Here is a 17,443-nt window from a genome sequence, read left to right on the forward strand (position 1 = left end):
GAATTTTAGGCGCAATTGAGTTCAGTTCGTAAACCGGCCCTTGATCGGTCGCCGCTTATGCTCCGGCGCTCTAGCGCGGAGTACTTATGGACAACCAGCGCAACGCCCGACGCGTCTCCGTCAACCTGAGCGGATGCATCTCGGTGGCCGGCCATCCCGCCATCCCCTGCGTGGTGCACGACATGTCGCGGTGGGGTGTTCGCCTCCGGCTCGTCGGGACCGAGCGGGTGCCCCCCGCGTTCACGCTGACGATCGACGCCACCGACACGGTGATCGGCTGCGAGACGGTCTGGAAGAACGCCGACGAGATCGGGGCCCTGACCGACCTGATGGAGTGACCGTCGTCCGGGTCTGGTACTCACTTTGAATCGGCCGCGGATCGCCTGGCGATCGGGCACGATCGAGGAGCCGCGGCCGCGCGGTCTCGGTTTTTGAGAAGACGTCCAGCGCGCCTCAACCGCGGGCGAGGGCCGCCTCGAATTCCTCGGCCGGGAGGTGCGCGCCGCCGGTCGTCCAGATCACGTGGGTGGCCGCGGCGCCGACCGCCGCGGGCAGCGTGGCGGCGAAGCGCCCGGCCGCCGCGAAGCCCGCCGCCGCGGAGGGCTCCAGGCGCAGGCCCGCCTCGGTCCACATCACCCTGAGCCAGCGGTACAGCGCGTCGTCGGGCACCGTGACCACGGCGGCCACCAGCTTCTCAAGCGTCCGGGCCACCAGCATCGACGCGGAGGCGCAGGCCAACCCGTCCGCCGCGGTGCGGTTGTCGAGGCCGACATCGTAGACGCTGACCGGGCGCTCGAGACCGGCCGCGAGCTGAACCAGCATGCACGGGGACGCGACCGGCTCGACGAAGACCGGGTGCACGGCGTCACCGAACAAGAGCTTCAGACCGAAGGCGACGCCGCCCGGCGCACCGCCCACGCCGCAGGGCAGATAGACGAACAGGGGATGCGCCGGCCTCACCGCGATCCCGGCCTCCGCGAGCTGGCGCTGAAGGTCGAGGGCCGCGGCCGCGTAGCCGAGAAACAGGTCGACGGAATCCTCGTCGTCGACGAAATGGGCGTCCGCGCGGCCGGCGAACGCGCCGCGGGCCGCCGCGACCGCCGCCCCGTAATCGCCGCGATGCTCGACGACGCGGGCGCCGAGTTCGCGCAGGCGCTGCTTCTTCCACGCCTTGGCGTCGTGGGACATGTGGACCTCGACCGCGAAGCCGAGCGAGCGCCCCATCAGGCCGACGCTGAAGCCGAGATTGCCGGTGCTGCCGACCGCGATCACGTGGCGGGCGAACAGGGCGCGGAATTCCGGGTCGGCGAAGGCCGCGTAGGATCGCCCCTCGGTGAGCAGCCCGGCCCGCGCGGCCAGGTCCTCGGCATAGGCCAGGACCTCGTAGACGCCGCCGCGCGCCTTGATGCAGCCGGTCACCGGCAGCGCGTGGTCGGCCTTCACCAGCACGCGCCCGTCGGCACCGTCCAGGATGTCACGGGACAGGCGCTCTTCCAGCGGGACGAGCGGCGAGTCGATCCGGCCGGCGCCCTCTTCGGGGAAGAGGCGCGCCAGGAGCGGCGCGAACCGCTGCCAGCGCGCCACGGCCGCGTCCACGTCGGCACGGCCGGTCGCGAGTCCGGGCAGGACGGACGCGGTGGCGTCCAGCGCCGGGTTCATCCAGACCGTGGGGCTGGCGCGCCTGACCGCCTCCGGAATCCGGTCGCCCGATAGTCGAGTCTCCATCCCGCCGACGGCTGCCATGGCGCTCCCGATCCTGCCCGGTTTGTCCGCGCCGACCCTGCGCGAGCGGCGCTCATGCGGCCAATTATATTCTCTGGTGCGGTCTATTAGGCCCGCTTATGATCGGGCATGCCCGTGAGGCTCGACGCGCGCCTGGCCGGCGACCTGTTCTTCTTCCGCGTCCTGGTCGAGGCGGGCGGCTTCGCCCGTGCGGGCGACCGCCTCGCCGTCACGCAGAGCGCGGTCACGCAGCGGATCCAGCGGCTGGAGCGGCGCCTCGGTTACCCGCTGCTCGAGCGGGGCACCCGCGAGATCCGGCTGACCGCCGCGGGTCAAGACCTGTTCGCCGCGGCGCGGAGCGGCTTCGACGGGATGGGCGAGGCCCTGCTCCGGGGGGAACGGCGCGAGGGCCGGGCGACGCTGCGGATCAGCTGCGTCCCCTCCCTGGCCTCGGAATGGCTCGCGCCAAGGTTGAAAGCCTTCAGCGACACGCATCCCGACATCGACGTCGCCGTCTTCGGGGAGACCCACGACCTGGATCCGGGACGCATGGCGCAGTCCGGTATCGACGTCGCGATCCGCTACGGCCCGGCGCCGCCTCCCGGTGCGACGGTCGTCTTCGACCATCCCGAGCCGGTCTACCCGGTCTGCGCCCCGGCCTACCGGGATGCGGCGGATCCCGGCGGGGCCGTCGTGCTGCTCCACGACGCGACGCCGTGGGAGGCGGCCGCGAGCGTCTCGGAGGAGTGGGATCGCTGGATACGGGTCCACGGGGCGCCCTGGGGCGGCCGCGTCCAGAATCTCTACTTCAACCTCGCGCAACTGGCGCTGCGCGCCTCGCTCGGCGGCTCGGGCATCGCCCTGGGGCGATCGCTGATCGTCGCGCCCTATCGCGCCGACGGGCGCCTCGTGCCGGCTGGCGACGAAGCTGTCATGAACGGGCTCCGGTACTTCGTTCTCGTGCGTGCCCTGCCACCCGCGGGGCTGGCGGCGGCCTTCGTGGACTGGCTCGGCCGGACGATGGCGGGTCCTCCGGGCTCGCCCGAGGCGCCGCGTCGGGACGGTGCGGCCGAATGCAGATAGGGCACCGTCCCGCGCGCGCCGCGCTCGGCGCCCCTCGGTTCGAACGCTCGATCTACCGCCGGGCGGGTCGATCCGTCGACAGCGCGGCTGCCAGATGGGCGACGAAGGCGTTCACCTTGGGACTGACCAAGCGCCGGGACGTGTGGAGCGCCCACAGCTCCGTCGGCGGCCCCTCCAGCCAGCCCCAGCAGGCGAGGCGTCCGGCCGCCACGTCGCCCCCGACCAGCGAGCGCGGGAGCAGCGCCGCGCCGGCGCCCGCCACCACGGCGTCGCGCAGCATCGGCAGCGAGGACAGGCGCAGGACCGGCACGGGCGCGTAGGACCGGCGCGTCCGGCCGTCATGAACCTGCCACGTCTCGTCCTGACGCGGCGTCCAGCGCACCGCCGCCGGCACGGTCGCCGCGTCGGTCCCGGCCGACGGTTCGGGACGCGGGACCTCGGGCGGCGCCACCAGCCAGAGCTCGTCCCGCAGGACACAGCGCCCGACGAGGCGCTCGTCCGGCTTCGGATTGACCCGGATGATCACATCGAAACCCTCTTCGATCGGGTCGACGAACCGGTCCTCGGCGGAGATCTCCAGCTCGACCTCGGGATAGGCGCGGGCGAAGTCCGCGGCGACGCGGCCGAGCTGCGTGTCGGACAGGAGCAGCGGCGCACTCACCCGGAGCCGCCCACGGGGTCGGTCGAGGCCGCCACCGACGACGGCGCCGGCCTCCGCGATCTCGCTGAGCAGCGGCCCCGTCCGGGCGTGGAGGAGCGCCCCCGCCTCGGTCAGGCGCAGGCTGCGCTCGCCCCGCTCGATCAGCCGCGTCCCGAGGCTCGCCTCGAGCTCGGCGACGCGCCGCGACAGCGTCGCCTTCGGCCGCCCGCTCGCCCGGGCGGCGCGGCCGAAGCCGCCGTGGCCGGCGACGAGATTGAAGTCGGCGAGCGCCGCGAGGTCCATGTGCTGTTCCAGATCCGGGACACCCAGTCCCGATCTTGCCGACTATGGCTCAGAAGAGGAACGGCGCATCTTCGGGTCATCAGCGGCCCGCTCGGGGCCGCCCCGCATCCAGGAGATCCGCCATGACCATCCTCGTCACCGGTTCCACGGGCCGCATCGGCTCCGCCGTCATCGATCATCTCGTCGCCGAGGGGGCCGCCGTGCGCGCTCTGACCCGCTCGCCCGAGAAGGCGCGATTCCCCTCCGGCGTCGAGGCCGTCCGCGGCGATCCCGCCGACATCGACGCGATGCGCGTGGCGCTGGTCGGGGTCGACACCCTGTTCCTGCTCGTCGCCAACGCGCCGGACGAGCTGACCCAGGCGATCACGACGCTCAGCCTCGCCCGCGACGCGGGCGTGCGCGGCATCGTCTACCTCTCGGTCTTCAAGAGCGAGGCCTTCGTCGATGCCCCGCACTTCACCGGCAAGCACGCCGTCGAGCGGATGATCGCGGCCCTCGACCTGCCCGCTACGGTGCTGCGGCCCTCCTACTTCATGCAGAACGACCTCGCCCAGAAGGAGCCGCTCCTCGGGGCCGGCCTGTATGCCGTGCCCCTCGGGCAGGCCGGCGTCTCGATGGTCGACGTGCGCGATATCGCCGAGGCGGCGGCCAACGCGCTACTGCGCCGCGAGCGCGCGGCCGACCGTCTTCCGGCCGAGACCTACGACGTCGTCGGGCCGGACGCCCTGACGGGCGACGCCCTGGCGGAGATCTGGTCCGAGGCCCTCGGGCGCGCGGTCCGCTACGGAGGAGACGATCTCGACGCGCTGGAGCAGCGGCTCCGGAGCTTCGCTCCCGCCTGGCTCGCCTATGACCTGCGGGTGATGATGCGCCGCTACCAGGAGGACGGCGCCGTCGCGACCGAGGCCGAGGTTGCGGACTTCGCGAGGCTCCTCGGCCGCAGGCCGCGCAGCTACCGCGACTTCGCGGGTGAGGTCGCCCGCGACTGGCGGGGCGCCTGAGCGGGGAGGCCCCGCGGGTACGGTCTCGCAGGCACTGTCACGCGGGCACGGTCTCACGGGCCGGGAGGCGGCAACGCCTCCCGCCACCGCAGCGCGTCGATCAGGCTGCGCAGGGCGGGCGTGACCTGCCGGTCGGGGTAGTAGAGGTGGCAGCCGGGAAACGACGGACACCACGCGTCCAGCGCCTGGACGAGACGGCCCGCGGCCAGGTCGTCGGCCGCCTCGTCTTCCAGCATGTAGCCGAGCCCGGCACCGGCCCGGATCGCGGCGGCCGCGAGCCGGCCATCGTTCACGACGAGCTGGCCGGCCGCGCGCACCCGGATCTCGCGGCCGTCGCGGGCGAACTCCCAGGGCAGCAACCCGCCGCCGCCGACGAGCCGGTAGTTCACGCAGCGATGCGCTTCCAGGTCAGCCGGGCTCTCCGGGCGCGGATGACGGGCGAAGTAGTCCGGGGTCGCGACGACCACCGTGCGCAGGTCGGGTCCGACCCGGACCGCCACCATGTCGCGCTCGACCGTCTCGCCGAAGCGGATCCCGGCGTCGAAGCCGGCGGCGACGATGTCGGTCAGGGGGTCGTCCACGATCACCTCAACCGAGACGGCCGGGTGATCGATCAGGAAGGCGGGCAGTCTGGGCTCGAGGATCGCCCGCGCGGCGTACGCGAAGGTCGTCAGCCGCAGCCGCCCCGACGGCGCGCCGCGCCACTCGGCCAGCGCGTCGAGCCCGCGCGCGACGTCCTCGAGCGCGGGGCCGACCGACCGCAGCAGCCGCTCGCCGGCCGGAGTGAGCGCGACGCTGCGCGTGGTGCGGGCCAGCAGGCGCACGCCGTGACGCGCCTCCAGAACCCGCATCGTGTGGCTGAGCGCGGAGGGCGACAGCCCCATCTCCGCGGCCGCCCGCGTGAAGCTGCGATGGCGCGCCACCGCCGCGAAAGCCGCCAGATCGTCGAGGGTGCCGCGCCGCATTCCTGAACTCTGCTCACAGGCGCATGCGGAATACCATGGCTAATCCTGATCCCGGCGCCGGACTACGTCCAGTCCCTCAACAGTGAGGTGCGGCGATGGATCTGAGGCACTATCGAACCCTGGGACGCTCGGGTCTGGCCGTGAGCCCCCTGGCGCTCGGGACCATGACCTTCGGCGCCGCCCGCTGGGGCAGCGACGCGACGGTCTCGGCGGCCATCTTCGACCGTTACGTCGAAGCGGGCGGCAACTTCATCGATACGGCCGACGTCTACGCGGGCGGTGCGAGCGAGACGATGCTCGGCGACCTGATCGCGGCGCGCGGTCTGCGCGACCGCCTGGTCGTCGCGACGAAGTCCGGCTTCCCGCGCGCGCAGGGCACGCCGCTCGCCGGAGGCAACAGCGCGCGGAACATCCGCTCCGGTCTCGAGAGCTCCCTGCGCCGTCTCAGGACCGGCTGGATCGACCTGTACTGGACCCATGTCTGGGACCGGACCACGCCGCCGGAGGAAGTCCTCCGGGCGCTGACCGACGCCGTCGCTCGCGGCGACATCCTGTATTACGGATTCTCGAACGCGCCCGCTTGGTACGCCGCGCAGATCGCCGCGCTGGCCCGTGCCCACGGCCTCCCGGAACCCATCGGCCTGCAATACGCCTACTCGCTGCTCGACCGGGGCGTGGAACTCGACGTGCTGCCCGCGGGCCGCGCCCTCGGGCTCGGGCTGGTGCCCTGGAGCCCGCTGGCGGCCGGCCTGCTGACCGGCAAGTACGGGCGCGAGAAGCTCGCTCTGGCCGGTCCGGCAGGCTCGCTCCCGGACCGGGCCGGCGACGCGGCCGAGGGCGGCAGCGACGGCCGGCTCAACGGCGACAATCCCTTCGGCGGCATGCTGTTCACCGAGGCGAACTTCGCGGTGGTGGACGTGCTGCGGGCGGTCGCCGCGGACGTCGGCCGACCGATGGCGCAGGTGGCGCTGGCCTGGGTCGCGCGGCGACCCGGCGTCGCCTCGGTCCTGGTCGGGGCGAGCCGCCCGGAGCAGCTGGCGCAGAATATCGCCGCGCTCGAGGTCGTCCTGACGCCCGAGCAGCAGTCCCGCCTGGATGAGGCCGGGGCTCCGCCGCAGCTCAATCCCTACTTCATCTTCGAGCTGCCGACTTCGCGCATCTTCGGCGGTGAACGGGTCGAGGCGTGGTAAGCCCGCGTCCGGGGTCGGCTCGGGGGATCGAGACCGGGCTTGCCGGTGAGCCCCGTCACTCCGAACGCGCCACCTGGGTGCGGAACAGCGTCGCGAGGGTCCGCAACGTCCTGTTGTGCGGCTCGGCGAGGGACACCGTGTAGGCGCCCGGATCGATGTTGGGGACGGAGGCGGTGATGCGCACCGTCCGCTCGTCGATCTTGAGGACGGGCGCCCGCCACGTCTGACCGTTGGTGCCGCGGAACACGGCCAGCGTCTCCTTGCCGAGCCGGGGCGCGGTCCCGGGGAACGCGACTTCCGCGGCCCAGAGCTGCCCCGGCGACACGCGGAGCGCGTCGCCGGCATCCGGCAGGCTGTGGTGCAGATCCGGGACGTGCGGCGGCCCGCTGACGAGATGGCGCGGCTCCGGAACGAAGCGCGCCGGCGGCTCGGTGTCGGGGGCGATGAAGATCGAGGCGACGTCTTCGAGGATGCGCAGGCTACCGTCGGCGATCTGGACGATCGCGAGCGCGTAGCGTCCGAAGGACATCCCCGCGACGTCGATCTGGCCGGTGAAGCCGGACGTCGCGGCGGCGGGTTCACCGTACCACTTGGCCACGTCCGGACGGAGATCGCTCTGGAGGGCGACCCACGATGTCCCGGTGCGACCCGTCAGCCGCAGGTAGATCGCCTTCGGCGCCGGCCCCGAGACGTGCAGCCAGCCGCGCAGGAACACGGAGGCCCGCGCGACGACCGACGAGAGATCCAGGCTCCGGTTCAGGCGCTCGTCCGTGCGCAGCACGTCGAGGCTCCAGCCGCACTCGCTGCGCCGGACCGGCCTCAGCGTCAGACGCCGGAACGCGTCGGGCAGCTCCGGCACCGGGCGCGCGCGCGCCGCCGCCATCACGGTGGGCGACGCCTCCGGCGCGCGGGCCGCCTCGTCCCACGCGATCGCCGCGCTGGTCCAGGAGGCGGCGTTCGTCCGGTATCCCAGGGTCTCGAGCCGCAGGTCGAAACCGTGCCGCAGGTGGCTGGGAACCCGTCCGTGGCGCAGCGGCCGCGCCTCGATCAGGCGCTCGTAGAGGGCGCGGACCGACCCGAGGTGGCCGTCGGCGTCGGGGAAGGATTTCCGGCCGATGGAGGCCTGCATCCGGGCGAGGCGGGCGCGATCGTAGTGCAGCGCGATGAGGCGCGCGCGGACGGCGCCGGCATCGTCCGGCGGGACCTTGAACCCGTCGACCCCGTCCTCGACGCGCTCGGCCAGGGCCCCGATATCGGCGACGATCGGGACCAGGCCCGCCTGCCACGCCTCCGTCAGCGCGATGACGAACGTCTCGGGCCAGGTCGAGAGGTGCAGCGAGACATCGCAGCCGGCCAGCAGGCCGCCGATCGCGTGCTGCTCGTAGGCGCCCGTCACGGTGACCTGATCTGGTCCGAAGCCCGCGACCGCCTCGCGGTACGTTTCGTCGATGCGGCCGATCACCTTGAAATGGATGGGATAGGCCTCGCAGCTCCGGATCAGGTTGATCGCCTGCTGACCGCCCTTGTGGGCCGCGAGATTGCCCAGGATCGCCACGGTCAGCCGATCGCCGTCGCGCCTGCGCCTGGACACAGGCCGCGCCCCGGCCGGCGCGGTGTTCGGCGCCACCATCGGGATCTCGACGATCCGGTCGGCGGGGATGCCGGGGAAGTAGCGCCGGAGGTACCCCGCCGTGGCGGGCGTGCTCGTGACGAAGGCGTCGATCGCGTCGGTCACCAGGGTCATCATGCCGTCGCGGCGCGCCTTGGAGCCAGGCGGATACTGGTTTCCCGAGACCAGGCAGGCGTCGCACTGGTCCGCCCCGCGATTGACGACGTCGCAGAACCGGCCGGTGTGATCGAGCAGCAGCCAGCGCTCGCAGATCAGGAAATGGTCGTGCAGGTGGTAGACGGTGGGTATGCCGCAGGCCCGCGCGATGAGCGGCAGCGACAGCGGGACGTGCATCAGGTGATGGATGTGGACGAGGTCGACCTGATGCTCGAACAGCAGCCTCTGGAAGATCCCCTCCACGAACGGGTCCGTCGAGAGCGGCGGCGTGACGGGACCGCAGGCGAAGCTCTCCGCGATCCCCGGGCCCTCGAGCCGGAGCGACCAGCGCCCGTCGCCGAAGACGGAGAAGAGGAACAGGACGCGGTACGGCTCGCCGAGCTCGGTCAGCAGTTCCTGATAGACCTCGACCCCGCCGCCGGGACGATGCCCCATCCGGTTGTGGGTGAGCATCAGGACCGTGCGGGGCGCTGACGGTTCGAGGGGCGGCCGGCGCGTCTGCGTCCGGCGCCGGTCGATCACCGCGTCCAGGATCGTCGCCACGCGATGGTCGTAGAGGTGTTCGGCGCGGGTCCGCGCCTGCGCGGCGCGCGCGCGCGCGATGCGGGCTTCCGGTTCGGTCAGGGCCGTCAGGATCGCCTCGACCGCACCGGCCTCGTCGTCGCAGAGCGCGATCTCGGCGCCCGGCGTGTAGTAGGCGGCCGTCTCCGGCTCGGGCGACACCACGACTTGGTAGCCGCCGGCCAGCGCCGTCTCGAACAGCCGCGGCGGCGGCGTCGAACCGGTCGCCTGATCGGCGCGCGCCGCCGAGAAGATCCGGGGCAGGGTGAGCACGACGCGACTGCGGTTCGCCAGGAGGGCGAAGTCGCGGTTGCCGCAGCGCCAGTCTGTGACGAGCGCCTCGTCCTCCAGCTCCGGCGGACCGATATGCGCGTTCCACGGCAGCGCCAGCTTGAACTTCACGTCCCGCGGCAGCTTGGCCGAGAGCGCGTTCAGGGTCGCGACCCTGTTCGGCCACGCCGTTCCGATGAAGAGGAGATCGTAGCGGTAGCGCGCGTCGTCCTCGAGAACCGGGAGATCGTGGAAGAGCGAGGAGGCGCCGAGGGCGAGGTGGTGCGCCCGGCCTCCGTAGGCCGGGACCGTGGCAAGGTCGTTCGTGAAGACCAGATCGAAGACCCCGGACCCGCGCACGTTCGCTTCGCGCTCGTACGGATCCTCCGTGGTCCAGAGCACGCTGGTCCGAGCGAGCCCCGCGAGGCGACCGACCAGGGGCGCGTGCGCCCGCGCGCCGCCGAAAGCGATCAGCGTGTCGAGACCCTGCTCGACGAAGGCGGCCAGGGCATCGCCGTGCCCGCCGACATGGACCCGGCCGACCGCGGGATGCCGGCGCAGCGCGTCCGCGATGGCGAGCACGAGGTAGCGGTTGTGGGTCTGCGGCTCGGTGTCGAGCAGCAGGATCGACAGGTCGGACATGCGCGGTCTCGTCCGTCTCAGCGGCGGCGTGATCAGGCCGGGACCGTCAGGCGGCTCAGATCGAGCAGGCGCGCCGCGCGATGCCGGTAGGTGTGCTCGCGGAGCGCCCGCGCCTGCGCCCGGCGCGCGATCGCCTCGATCGCGGCGGGCTCGTCGAGCGACCGCTCGATGGCGCGCGCGATATCGGCCGCGCCGTCCACCAGCAGGATCTCCGTGTCCGGCTCGAAATGCGCGCAGATTTCCAGGCCGGTGACGAAGAACAGCTGCGCCGAGCCCGACAGAGCGACCTCGAAGGTGCGCGGTCCCGGCGTCGCCTGCGGGAGCGACAGCCGGCGATTGGCCACGTCGAGGTCGCGGCCGATGTTGAGCGTCAGCCGCGCCGCCGCGGCGTAGTCGGCCATCTGCGCCGGCGTGAGGCGGCGGTTCACCGCGCATCGGAGCGTGTCCGGCCACTCGGCGCCCAGGATCTCCACGACGTGCCGGCACAGGAGATCGTCGATCCGGCGCATCAGGGCGACGCGGTTCGGGTAGGCGACGCCGCAGAAGAACAGGACTGTCTCCCGCTCCGCCACCGGGGCGATCGGCCGGAAATGCCGGTCGGGCGCCGCGGCCAGCGGCAGGTGGTGGACGTCGGGGTGCCGGTAGTGCTGCGCCGCCCAGGAATCGTTGCTCACGACGATGTCTGCGTAGAGTTCCGCCTTGAAGGCGTAGTCGAACTCGTACGGGTCGTCCGTCAGCCAGAAGATCAGGACGGCACCCACGGCGTCCGCGGCGCGCCGAAGCGCGCGCAGATCCGCCAGGTCAGGCACGAGACTTCCGACCGCGATCACGACATCCGGCCGGGTCGCCCGGACCGCCGCGACCGCCAGTTCCAGAGGGGTGTGTCTGACGCGCTCGGCGCCGAGCAGTTCGGCGAAGCCGTCGGCCAGATCGCTCCGGATCCCGGGATTCCTGTTGAGCGCATCGGGGAAGGTGCTCGTGACCAGGACGTGCGGCCCGGCCAACGAGATCGCGCTGACGAAATTCATCCCTCGTGACCTCGGCGAGACGGGCCAGTTTTAATTGCAGGTTAATGCCAATTGTAAGTAGACACGCAACTGTCGCATGTCCATTTCGTCGATTAATTTCCCCCAACCACTTGGCGATCGGGTAATTTCGGGCAATTCAATGTTGGCAATCAGGAAGTATGGCACGGGATGAAGTGGCAATAGGCGCGCCGCACCCGCCGCGCGAGCCCTGCGCCGAGGCGTTGCGCCCCTTCCTGCCGTGGTTGACCGGCACGCTCCTGCTGCTGGGCCCGAAGCCCGACGCGGGGAGCCGCGCGCGCTGGGCTTCCGACGCCACCCTCGTCACCACGGCGGATGGCGCCGACCTGCCGGCTTCCACGCTCTTCGATGGCGTCGTGCTGACGGGGCTGCTGTCGTGTCGCGACGACGGGGGCCGGGACGCGCTCGACGCGACGATCGCCTGGGCCCAGGAACGGCTGCGGCCCGGCGGGCGGCTGATCCTCGTCATCGACAACGCCCTCTCGCTCCACGGACTCGCTGCGGGCTCCGAGACGGTGGGGCAGCGCGGCTTCCCGAGCCTCGAGGGACGCCTCAGGTCGGACGGCCTCCGGCTGCCCACGCGAGCAGGCCTGAAACGGTCCCTGCAGGCCCGCGGCCTGGCCTATCAGGAATGGTGGTTCCCGTTCCCGGGGCGGGAGGAGCCCGTGAGCTTCATCGCCGAGCGGGGCCTCGCGCGGCCGGGCGGGTTCGATCCCGGAATGCTCGCGATCGGCGCGGCCGGGCCGGATCCGGCAGCCCGCGCGGGCGCGCTGTTCTCGCCGCGGCGCGCCTGGGCCACGGTGGCGGAGCAGGGGCTCATCGGCGATCTGGCGCCCGCCTTCATGATCGCGGCATCGGCGGAGCCGCTGCCGCCGGACGACCGGCTGGCGATCCACGCGGGTTTGCGCCGCCGGCCGGAATTCGAGCGGCTGGTGACCTTCGCGGGGGCCGGGTTGCAGATCGCGGTGCGCCGCGCGCGGGCGAATCCCGACCTTCCCGCCGCGGTTCGAGGCGTCACGAACCTGTTGCCGTCGGAGACCTACGTGCCGGGCTCCCTCTGGTCTGAAGTTCTCGAGGCGCGGCTGGCGCGGGAAGGCTGGTGCCCGGACGCCGTCGCCGCCTGGGCCGGAACGTGGCTTCAGGCCGTCTCGCGCCGCTTCGCGGCGGGAGCGCCGCTCGAGACCCGGACGATCCTCCCGGGACCGGCCCTCGACGCCATCCCGAAGAATCTCGTCTCGGGCGCCGACGGCACGTTCATAGACCTGGAATGGGAGCTCGGGGGCCCTCTGGACGCTGGCCACCTCGCCGTGCGGGGCCTCATCAACGCGCTGACCGATGCACGAGACTGGCGTCCCGGCGGGCCGTCCACGCTGACCCTTCTGGACGCCCTGCGCGCCCTGCTGCCGCGACTCGGGCTGGCTCTGGACGATGCGCAGCTCGCCGACCGGCTGGCCCGGGAAAGCCGCTTCCAGACGATCGTCAGCGACCGGGTGACGGAGCGCGGCCTGGACTGGGCGGCGGCGACGCGCCTGCCGGTCGGCGAAGAGACCCGGATCGACGCGGATCCGCGCGCGGCGCTCGCGGAGGCCTCCGCGGAGATCGCGCGGCTGCTCGAGGAGAATGCGGCCCTGCGCGCCGCGCGCGCCGCCGACGCCGCCGCGCACGAGGCCGCCGCGCGCGAGCACGTCCGCCGCACCGACCGCGTGATCGCCTACGCGGCCGAGATGCACCGCGCGCGCGACCACCTTCAGGACACCCTCGACACTCGCCGCGCTTCGGCCGGCGACGGCAGCCGCCTGTCCCTTCGCCTCCTGCGTCTCATCAGAGGAACCCCGTGATGCGGCTGCTCGTCGCCTGTGACCACCTGGCGCTGACGGGCGGCCTGCTCCGGTTCGAGCGGGTCGGACGGGTGCTCGCGCGTCGCGGTCACGCGTTCGCGTACCTGACCCTGGGTACGGGCGAGGACGGGTTCGAGACGCGGCTGCCCGTCCTGCACCGCGAGGACGCCGCGCGCGCGAGCTGGGACGCCGTCATGGTGCCCGGCGGCGGATTCCCGGATGCCACGATCGAGGGATTCGCGGACCTTCGGGCCCCGAACTTCGGCGCCCGGATCCAGCACCTCCTCAACGCGCCGGTGCGGCGCGACGCCTACGCGCGCGTCACGCGGACCCTCGCGCCCGACCTCGTCGTGGCGAACAACGACCACTGGGACGACGCCGCCCTCCAGGCCCTCGGCCTGCCGTGGCGGCGCCTCGTCGGTGCGGTCGATAGCGGGCTGTTCGCGCCGCCCGTCTCGCCGCCCGCGCGCGGCGCGCGGCGCAGGCTCGGCGGCATCGCCAACAAGCGCCCCGCCGCGCAGCTCGCGGCGCTCGACAGGCTCGGTGACGCGTGGGCCCTGCACTGGTTCGGACGGCCGGACTGGGGGCTGGTGGGCGCGCGCGCCGATCTGGTGGCTTCGGGCCGCCTCGTCGTGCACGGGCCGCTGCCCGAGTCCGACCTGCCCGCGTGGTATCACGGGCTCGACGCGTTCTGCAGCGCGGAGGCGCATGCCGGCTGGTGCAACCCGGCCGCGGAAGCGATGGCCTGCGGCACGCCGCTCGTCGCGACCGTGCACGGCACGCTGGCTTTCGCCGAGGACGGCGTCACGGCCCTGGTGGTGCCGGACGGTCCGGACGCGGCGCTGGGCGCGGCCATCGCGGAGGCCGTGGACAGGATCGCGACCGATCCGGCCGGCGCCGCGTCCCGGGCCGAGGCGGGACGGGCGCGGATCCGGGCGCTCGACTGGGACACCTACGCGGACGGTCTGCTCGCCGTCGTCGCGGAGGCGATCGCGCTGCGGGCGGGCCGGACCGATGCGGTGCGCCCGTCCGGCCCGCCGCGCGAGACCGCGCTGCGCCTCGCCGACCTCGCGAGCCGGGACGGGCCCCTGCCGGAGGATTTCGACGCCCTCGGCTATATCCGGCTGCACGCCGACCTCGCGGCGCTGTTCGAGCACGCGTGGCAGGGGCAGCTGCACTACCTCGAGCACGGCCGTCGCGAGGGCCGCATCTACCCCTCGAACCTGACGCGGGCCCAGCAGAAGGCCGCCCAGGCCTCGCGGATCGCGCTCGCGGTCGACGGGCTCGACGGCTCCGGCAAGTCGAGTATCGCGCGGCACGTCGCCGAGGCGCTCGGCGCGACGGTGCTCAACCCGTTCAGCGGTCCGGTCGGCGCCATCCTGGTCCACCTCGCCCGGACGGGGCAGCACGTGCTGGCCGACGACCTGGCGCACGCGGCCGTGGCGGCGGCGATCGCCAACGCCCCGCCGGGACCGGTCGTGTTCGACCGGCACTGGTTCACCGCCTCGCAGCTCCTCTCGCCGGCCTTCCGTCCGGGCTGGGAGCCGCGCCCGTTCACCGTCATGTGCTGGGCCGACCGTCCCACCACCATCGCCCGCATGGTCGCGCGCGGCGTCCCGAACCCGTCGGAGCACATGACCGAAGCCCGGATCGCCGGCTATCGGACGCTCGCGGAGGAGCTGCGGGTGCCGCTCCTCGACACGTCCCGCATCGCGCCGGAGGAGGGGGCCGCGCAGGTGCTGGCGATGCTGGGCGAGAGCGGCGACACGGCGCGGCGCGCGTGATCGCCGCCTCGCGGCGCGGCCTGTATGGTCGCGTCTCGGAATCGGGTGGCCACACCGGCCATCGGCGTCGCGGGAGGGCGGGGCGATCGTGTTGAAACTCGCGCGCGGCGACCGTGGCCGGAACGTCCTGCTGCTCGGCATCAGCCTCCTCTTCGTCGCCGCCGGCCTCGGGATGATCGCCACCGGCGCGGATGGCGGCGTCACGACGACGGTGTTCTTCGGCGTGTGCGCGGCTGTCGCCGTGTGGCAGCTGCGGCCGGACCTGCTCGAATCCGAGAGCCGGTCGGCGGGGTCGCTGGCGGCGCAGTTCCCCGGCCCCGTGATCCTGCGCGCCTCGGTGCGGAAACTCCTGTTCTTGGCCCTAATGGCCGCCGGCTTCGGCGGCGTCACGCTCTGGATGGTGCTGCACGAGGCGCCCTCCACGGCGATGCAACTGCTGCTCTGGCCGGGCGTCGCGCTCTTCCTCGGCGGCGTCCCGTTCCTCATCCTGACGGCGATCCGCGGCTCGGCGCTGCACCTCGACGAGACGGGCTTCACCGTCGTACAGCTGGGCGGTGCGCGGCGCGTCCGGTGGCGTGACGTGAGCGTGTTCGAGCCGGTCTCCATGCCGGGTTCGGGACAACGCCTCGTGACCTTCGACGACGCGAGCGCCGGCGCGACGCGCCTCGGGGCGATGAACCGGCACCTGATCGGGCGAAACGCGGGTCTGCCGGACAGCTATGGGTTGGATCCCGACGCGCTCGCCAGCCTGCTCACGGCCTGGCGCAAGCGGGCCCTGCAGCGGGAGGAGATGGCTTCTGAGGCGCTTCGTTGGCTGCGCCCTGGCGACGAGGTCGCGGTCGGACGGCTCGCCTCAGCGCGTGACGATGCCGGGCTCCTGCCGACCGGGACGGGGCTGCACCACGAGGAGGCCCGCCGAGTAGATCAGCGAGACGAGGAGCGCGACCGTCAGCGCGAGCGCGGCACCGTAGGGCTGGATCATCAGGTGGAGTGTCAGCAGGGTCAGGCCGAAGCCGAACACCCCGCGGATCGCGACGCTCGCCAGCCGCGCCATCGCCGCCCCGCCGATGCGGCGATGGAGGATGACGAAGGCGCTCGTCATCGTGACCGGGAAGGCGGCGATGACCCCGGTCCTGGCGGGGCCCAGCGCCGTACTCAGCGCCAGGAGGGCCGCGACGAACAGCGCGACGGCACTCGCGCGGATCAGCAGATCCAGCGGGCGCGGCCGCGCGACGACGGCGCTCCGCACGAGGGTCGCGCGCACGACGTGCCGGGTCGATAGCGCGCCGGCCCCGTAGACCAGGGCGTTCAGCAGGAACGCCGTCGTCGGCGTCCACGTGAGTGCCGAGACAGGCAGGGCTGCCGCGAGCCACGCGAGGATCGCCGGCCCGAGGGTGGCGGTCATGTCCCGGCCGGCCGCCCGGTGGGCGTAGACGATCAGGAACAGGCCCGTCGCGGCGTTCGCCGCGAAGCCGTTCAGGGCCGCCCCGGCCACGAAGGCGGCGTCGTGCTCCATCGCCATGAACACGTAGGCCGGCCCCGCGGAGACCGGCAGGCTGACGACGAGCGCGCCCCAGACCGGTCCCAGCCATTCGGCCAGGACGGAGGCGAGCACCACCACGGTCCCGGAGGTCAGCGCCCGGATCAGGGCCGTCAGCCAAATCGCCGCCAAGGTCGTTTCCCGCGCGTCGCGCCGCCGACCCGGGCCGGCATCGGAGCCGCGCCTTCGCTATCATGGGCGGCCTGTCCGGGCCAAAGCGGCCGGCTGGCAAATCCGCTCGTCTGAAACCGGTCGCGGCGACCCGCGAGCGCCGGTGCGCCCCCGGAACCGGGGCGGGCGACCTCAGCCGACGGCGCGCGCGGCTTCCCGGACCTGGCGGGTGGCCGCGTCGACCTGCTCGTTGGCCCGCGCGATCGCCGCCATGCCGCCCGCGATGGTCCCGACCCCGCGGGAGGCCGTGTGCATGCTGCCGGAGATCTCCTGGGTCACCGCCGACTGCTCCTCGACGGCGGCCGCGATCGCCGCCGAGATCTCGTCGAGCGCCCGGATCGTGCCCTGGATCGAGCCGATCGCCGCCACGGCCTCGCGCGTGGTCGCCTGCGTCGTGGTGATCTGGTCGCGGATCTGATCCGTGGCCCTGGCGGTCTGCTCGGCGAGCGCCTTCACCTCCGACGCCACGACCGCGAAGCCCTTGCCGGCGAGGCCCGCCCGGGCCGCCTCGATCGTGGCGTTGAGCGCGAGCAGATTGGTCTGGGCCGCGATGCCCTGGATCATGGTCACGACGTCGCCGATCTGCGCCGCCTGCCCGCTCAGGCCCTCGACGATCGTGCTGGTGTGCCGGGCCTGCTCGACGGCCTCGCCGGCCATCCGCGCCGCGTGGCTGACCTGCTGGCTGATCTCGCCCACCGAGGCCGACAGCTCCTCGGCGCCCGAGGCCACGCTCTGGATGTCGCCGGACACCCGCCCGGCGAGGTCGACGGCCTCCGCGGTCCGGCGGCTGGCGCCCTCGACGGCGGTGCCGATCGCGTCGAGGTCGACGCCGATCGCCCGCTGCGCCGCGACGCGCCGGTGGCGCTCCTGGACCTGCGCGGAGATGTCGGCGGCGAACTTG

Annotated in this window: 14 protein-coding genes; 6 read left to right on the forward strand and 8 right to left on the reverse strand. The window is 73.0% G+C overall.

Annotated elements, in window-relative coordinates:
- The first annotated feature begins 86 nt into the window (after positions 1–86).
- A complete protein-coding gene (locus BM314_RS13700; RefSeq protein ID WP_020091601.1) occupies positions 87–338 on the forward strand; it encodes a PilZ domain-containing protein in 252 nt (83 codons plus the stop codon).
- 115 nt (positions 339–453) lie between these two features.
- On the opposite strand, the gene BM314_RS13705 is transcribed toward BM314_RS13700, so the two are convergent.
- Positions 454–1,743: a D-serine ammonia-lyase gene (locus tag BM314_RS13705; RefSeq protein ID WP_091978467.1), complete on the reverse strand. Its 1,290-nt coding sequence runs from the start codon at positions 1,741–1,743 to the stop codon at positions 454–456.
- Between the two features lie 108 nt (positions 1,744–1,851).
- Between BM314_RS13705 and BM314_RS13710 the strand changes: the two genes are divergently transcribed.
- Positions 1,852–2,805 (forward strand): LysR substrate-binding domain-containing protein, encoded by a 954-nt coding sequence (locus BM314_RS13710; RefSeq protein WP_091978468.1) that lies wholly within the window; start codon positions 1,852–1,854, stop codon positions 2,803–2,805.
- A gap of 52 nt (positions 2,806–2,857) precedes the next feature.
- Here the strand turns inward: BM314_RS13710 and BM314_RS13715 are convergent, their stop codons facing one another.
- A complete protein-coding gene (locus BM314_RS13715) occupies positions 2,858–3,748 on the reverse strand; it encodes a LysR family transcriptional regulator (protein WP_091978469.1) in 891 nt (296 codons plus the stop codon).
- A 122-nt stretch (positions 3,749–3,870) separates the two neighbouring features.
- Between BM314_RS13715 and BM314_RS13720 the strand changes: the two genes are divergently transcribed.
- A complete protein-coding gene (locus BM314_RS13720) occupies positions 3,871–4,749 on the forward strand; it encodes an SDR family oxidoreductase (protein WP_091978470.1) in 879 nt (292 codons plus the stop codon).
- A gap of 53 nt (positions 4,750–4,802) precedes the next feature.
- On the opposite strand, the gene BM314_RS13725 is transcribed toward BM314_RS13720, so the two are convergent.
- Positions 4,803–5,714 carry a LysR family transcriptional regulator gene (locus tag BM314_RS13725; protein ID WP_091978471.1) on the reverse strand — a complete coding sequence of 304 codons (912 nt, stop codon included), beginning with the start codon at positions 5,712–5,714 and terminating at the stop codon, positions 4,803–4,805.
- A gap of 95 nt (positions 5,715–5,809) precedes the next feature.
- Between BM314_RS13725 and BM314_RS13730 the strand changes: the two genes are divergently transcribed.
- Positions 5,810–6,904 (forward strand): aldo/keto reductase, encoded by a 1,095-nt coding sequence (locus BM314_RS13730; RefSeq protein WP_091978472.1) that lies wholly within the window; start codon positions 5,810–5,812, stop codon positions 6,902–6,904.
- Positions 6,905–6,959: 55 nt separating this feature from the next.
- On the opposite strand, the gene BM314_RS13735 is transcribed toward BM314_RS13730, so the two are convergent.
- Positions 6,960–10,163, reverse strand: coding sequence for a glycosyltransferase family protein (locus tag BM314_RS13735; RefSeq protein ID WP_091978473.1), 3,204 nt, complete (start codon positions 10,161–10,163; stop codon positions 6,960–6,962).
- Between the two features lie 32 nt (positions 10,164–10,195).
- Positions 10,196–11,191 carry a glycosyltransferase family protein gene (locus BM314_RS13740; RefSeq protein ID WP_091978474.1) on the reverse strand — a complete coding sequence of 332 codons (996 nt, stop codon included), beginning with the start codon at positions 11,189–11,191 and terminating at the stop codon, positions 10,196–10,198.
- A 158-nt stretch (positions 11,192–11,349) separates the two neighbouring features.
- On the opposite strand from BM314_RS13740, the gene BM314_RS13745 reads away from it, so the two are divergent.
- Complete coding sequence (locus BM314_RS13745; protein WP_170868107.1) at positions 11,350–13,047, forward strand: hypothetical protein; 1,698 nt, start codon at positions 11,350–11,352, stop codon at positions 13,045–13,047.
- A complete protein-coding gene (locus tag BM314_RS13750; RefSeq protein WP_091978476.1) occupies positions 13,047–14,831 on the forward strand; it encodes a glycosyltransferase in 1,785 nt (594 codons plus the stop codon). The genes BM314_RS13745 and BM314_RS13750 overlap by 1 nt, the downstream gene beginning before the upstream one ends.
- 361 nt (positions 14,832–15,192) lie before the next feature.
- Here BM314_RS13750 and BM314_RS30600 read toward each other — a convergent pair whose 3' ends face one another.
- The 3 genes from BM314_RS30600 to BM314_RS13765 all read right to left on the reverse strand — a co-directional run.
- Positions 15,193–15,516 (reverse strand): hypothetical protein, encoded by a 324-nt coding sequence (locus tag BM314_RS30600; protein WP_170868108.1) that lies wholly within the window; start codon positions 15,514–15,516, stop codon positions 15,193–15,195.
- A 168-nt stretch (positions 15,517–15,684) separates the two neighbouring features.
- On the reverse strand, positions 15,685–16,503 hold the full coding sequence (locus BM314_RS13760) for a hypothetical protein (protein WP_091978477.1): 819 nt from the start codon (positions 16,501–16,503) through the stop codon (positions 15,685–15,687).
- A 171-nt stretch (positions 16,504–16,674) separates the two neighbouring features.
- Positions 16,675–17,443 (reverse strand): methyl-accepting chemotaxis protein (locus tag BM314_RS13765; protein WP_244539932.1); only part of this gene is annotated, 769 nt, incomplete at its 5' end.

Source organism: Methylobacterium sp. 13MFTsu3.1M2 (genome assembly GCF_900112625.1).
In the GTDB taxonomy this organism is placed as follows: Bacteria; Pseudomonadota; Alphaproteobacteria; order Rhizobiales; family Beijerinckiaceae; genus Methylobacterium.

Bases quoted from the DNA above. Each gene is read 5' to 3' on its own strand.
- BM314_RS13720 (WP_091978470.1), top strand. From the start codon at position 3,871: ATGACCATCCTCGTCACCGGTTCCACGGGCCGCATCGGCTCCGCCGTC.
- BM314_RS13700 (WP_020091601.1), top strand. From the start codon at position 87: ATGGACAACCAGCGCAACGCCCGACGCGTCTCCGTCAACCTGAGCGGA.
- BM314_RS13735 (WP_091978473.1), bottom strand. From the start codon at position 10,163: ATGTCCGACCTGTCGATCCTGCTGCTCGACACCGAGCCGCAGACCCAC.
- BM314_RS13740 (WP_091978474.1), bottom strand. From the start codon at position 11,191: ATGAATTTCGTCAGCGCGATCTCGTTGGCCGGGCCGCACGTCCTGGTC.
- BM314_RS13730 (WP_091978472.1), top strand. From the start codon at position 5,810: ATGGATCTGAGGCACTATCGAACCCTGGGACGCTCGGGTCTGGCCGTG.
- BM314_RS13750 (WP_091978476.1), top strand. From the start codon at position 13,047: ATGCGGCTGCTCGTCGCCTGTGACCACCTGGCGCTGACGGGCGGCCTG.
- BM314_RS13745 (WP_170868107.1), top strand. From the start codon at position 11,350: ATGGCACGGGATGAAGTGGCAATAGGCGCGCCGCACCCGCCGCGCGAG.
- BM314_RS13725 (WP_091978471.1), bottom strand. From the start codon at position 5,714: ATGCGGCGCGGCACCCTCGACGATCTGGCGGCTTTCGCGGCGGTGGCG.
- BM314_RS13705 (WP_091978467.1), bottom strand. From the start codon at position 1,743: ATGGCAGCCGTCGGCGGGATGGAGACTCGACTATCGGGCGACCGGATT.
- BM314_RS13715 (WP_091978469.1), bottom strand. From the start codon at position 3,748: ATGGACCTCGCGGCGCTCGCCGACTTCAATCTCGTCGCCGGCCACGGC.
- BM314_RS13710 (WP_091978468.1), top strand. From the start codon at position 1,852: ATGCCCGTGAGGCTCGACGCGCGCCTGGCCGGCGACCTGTTCTTCTTC.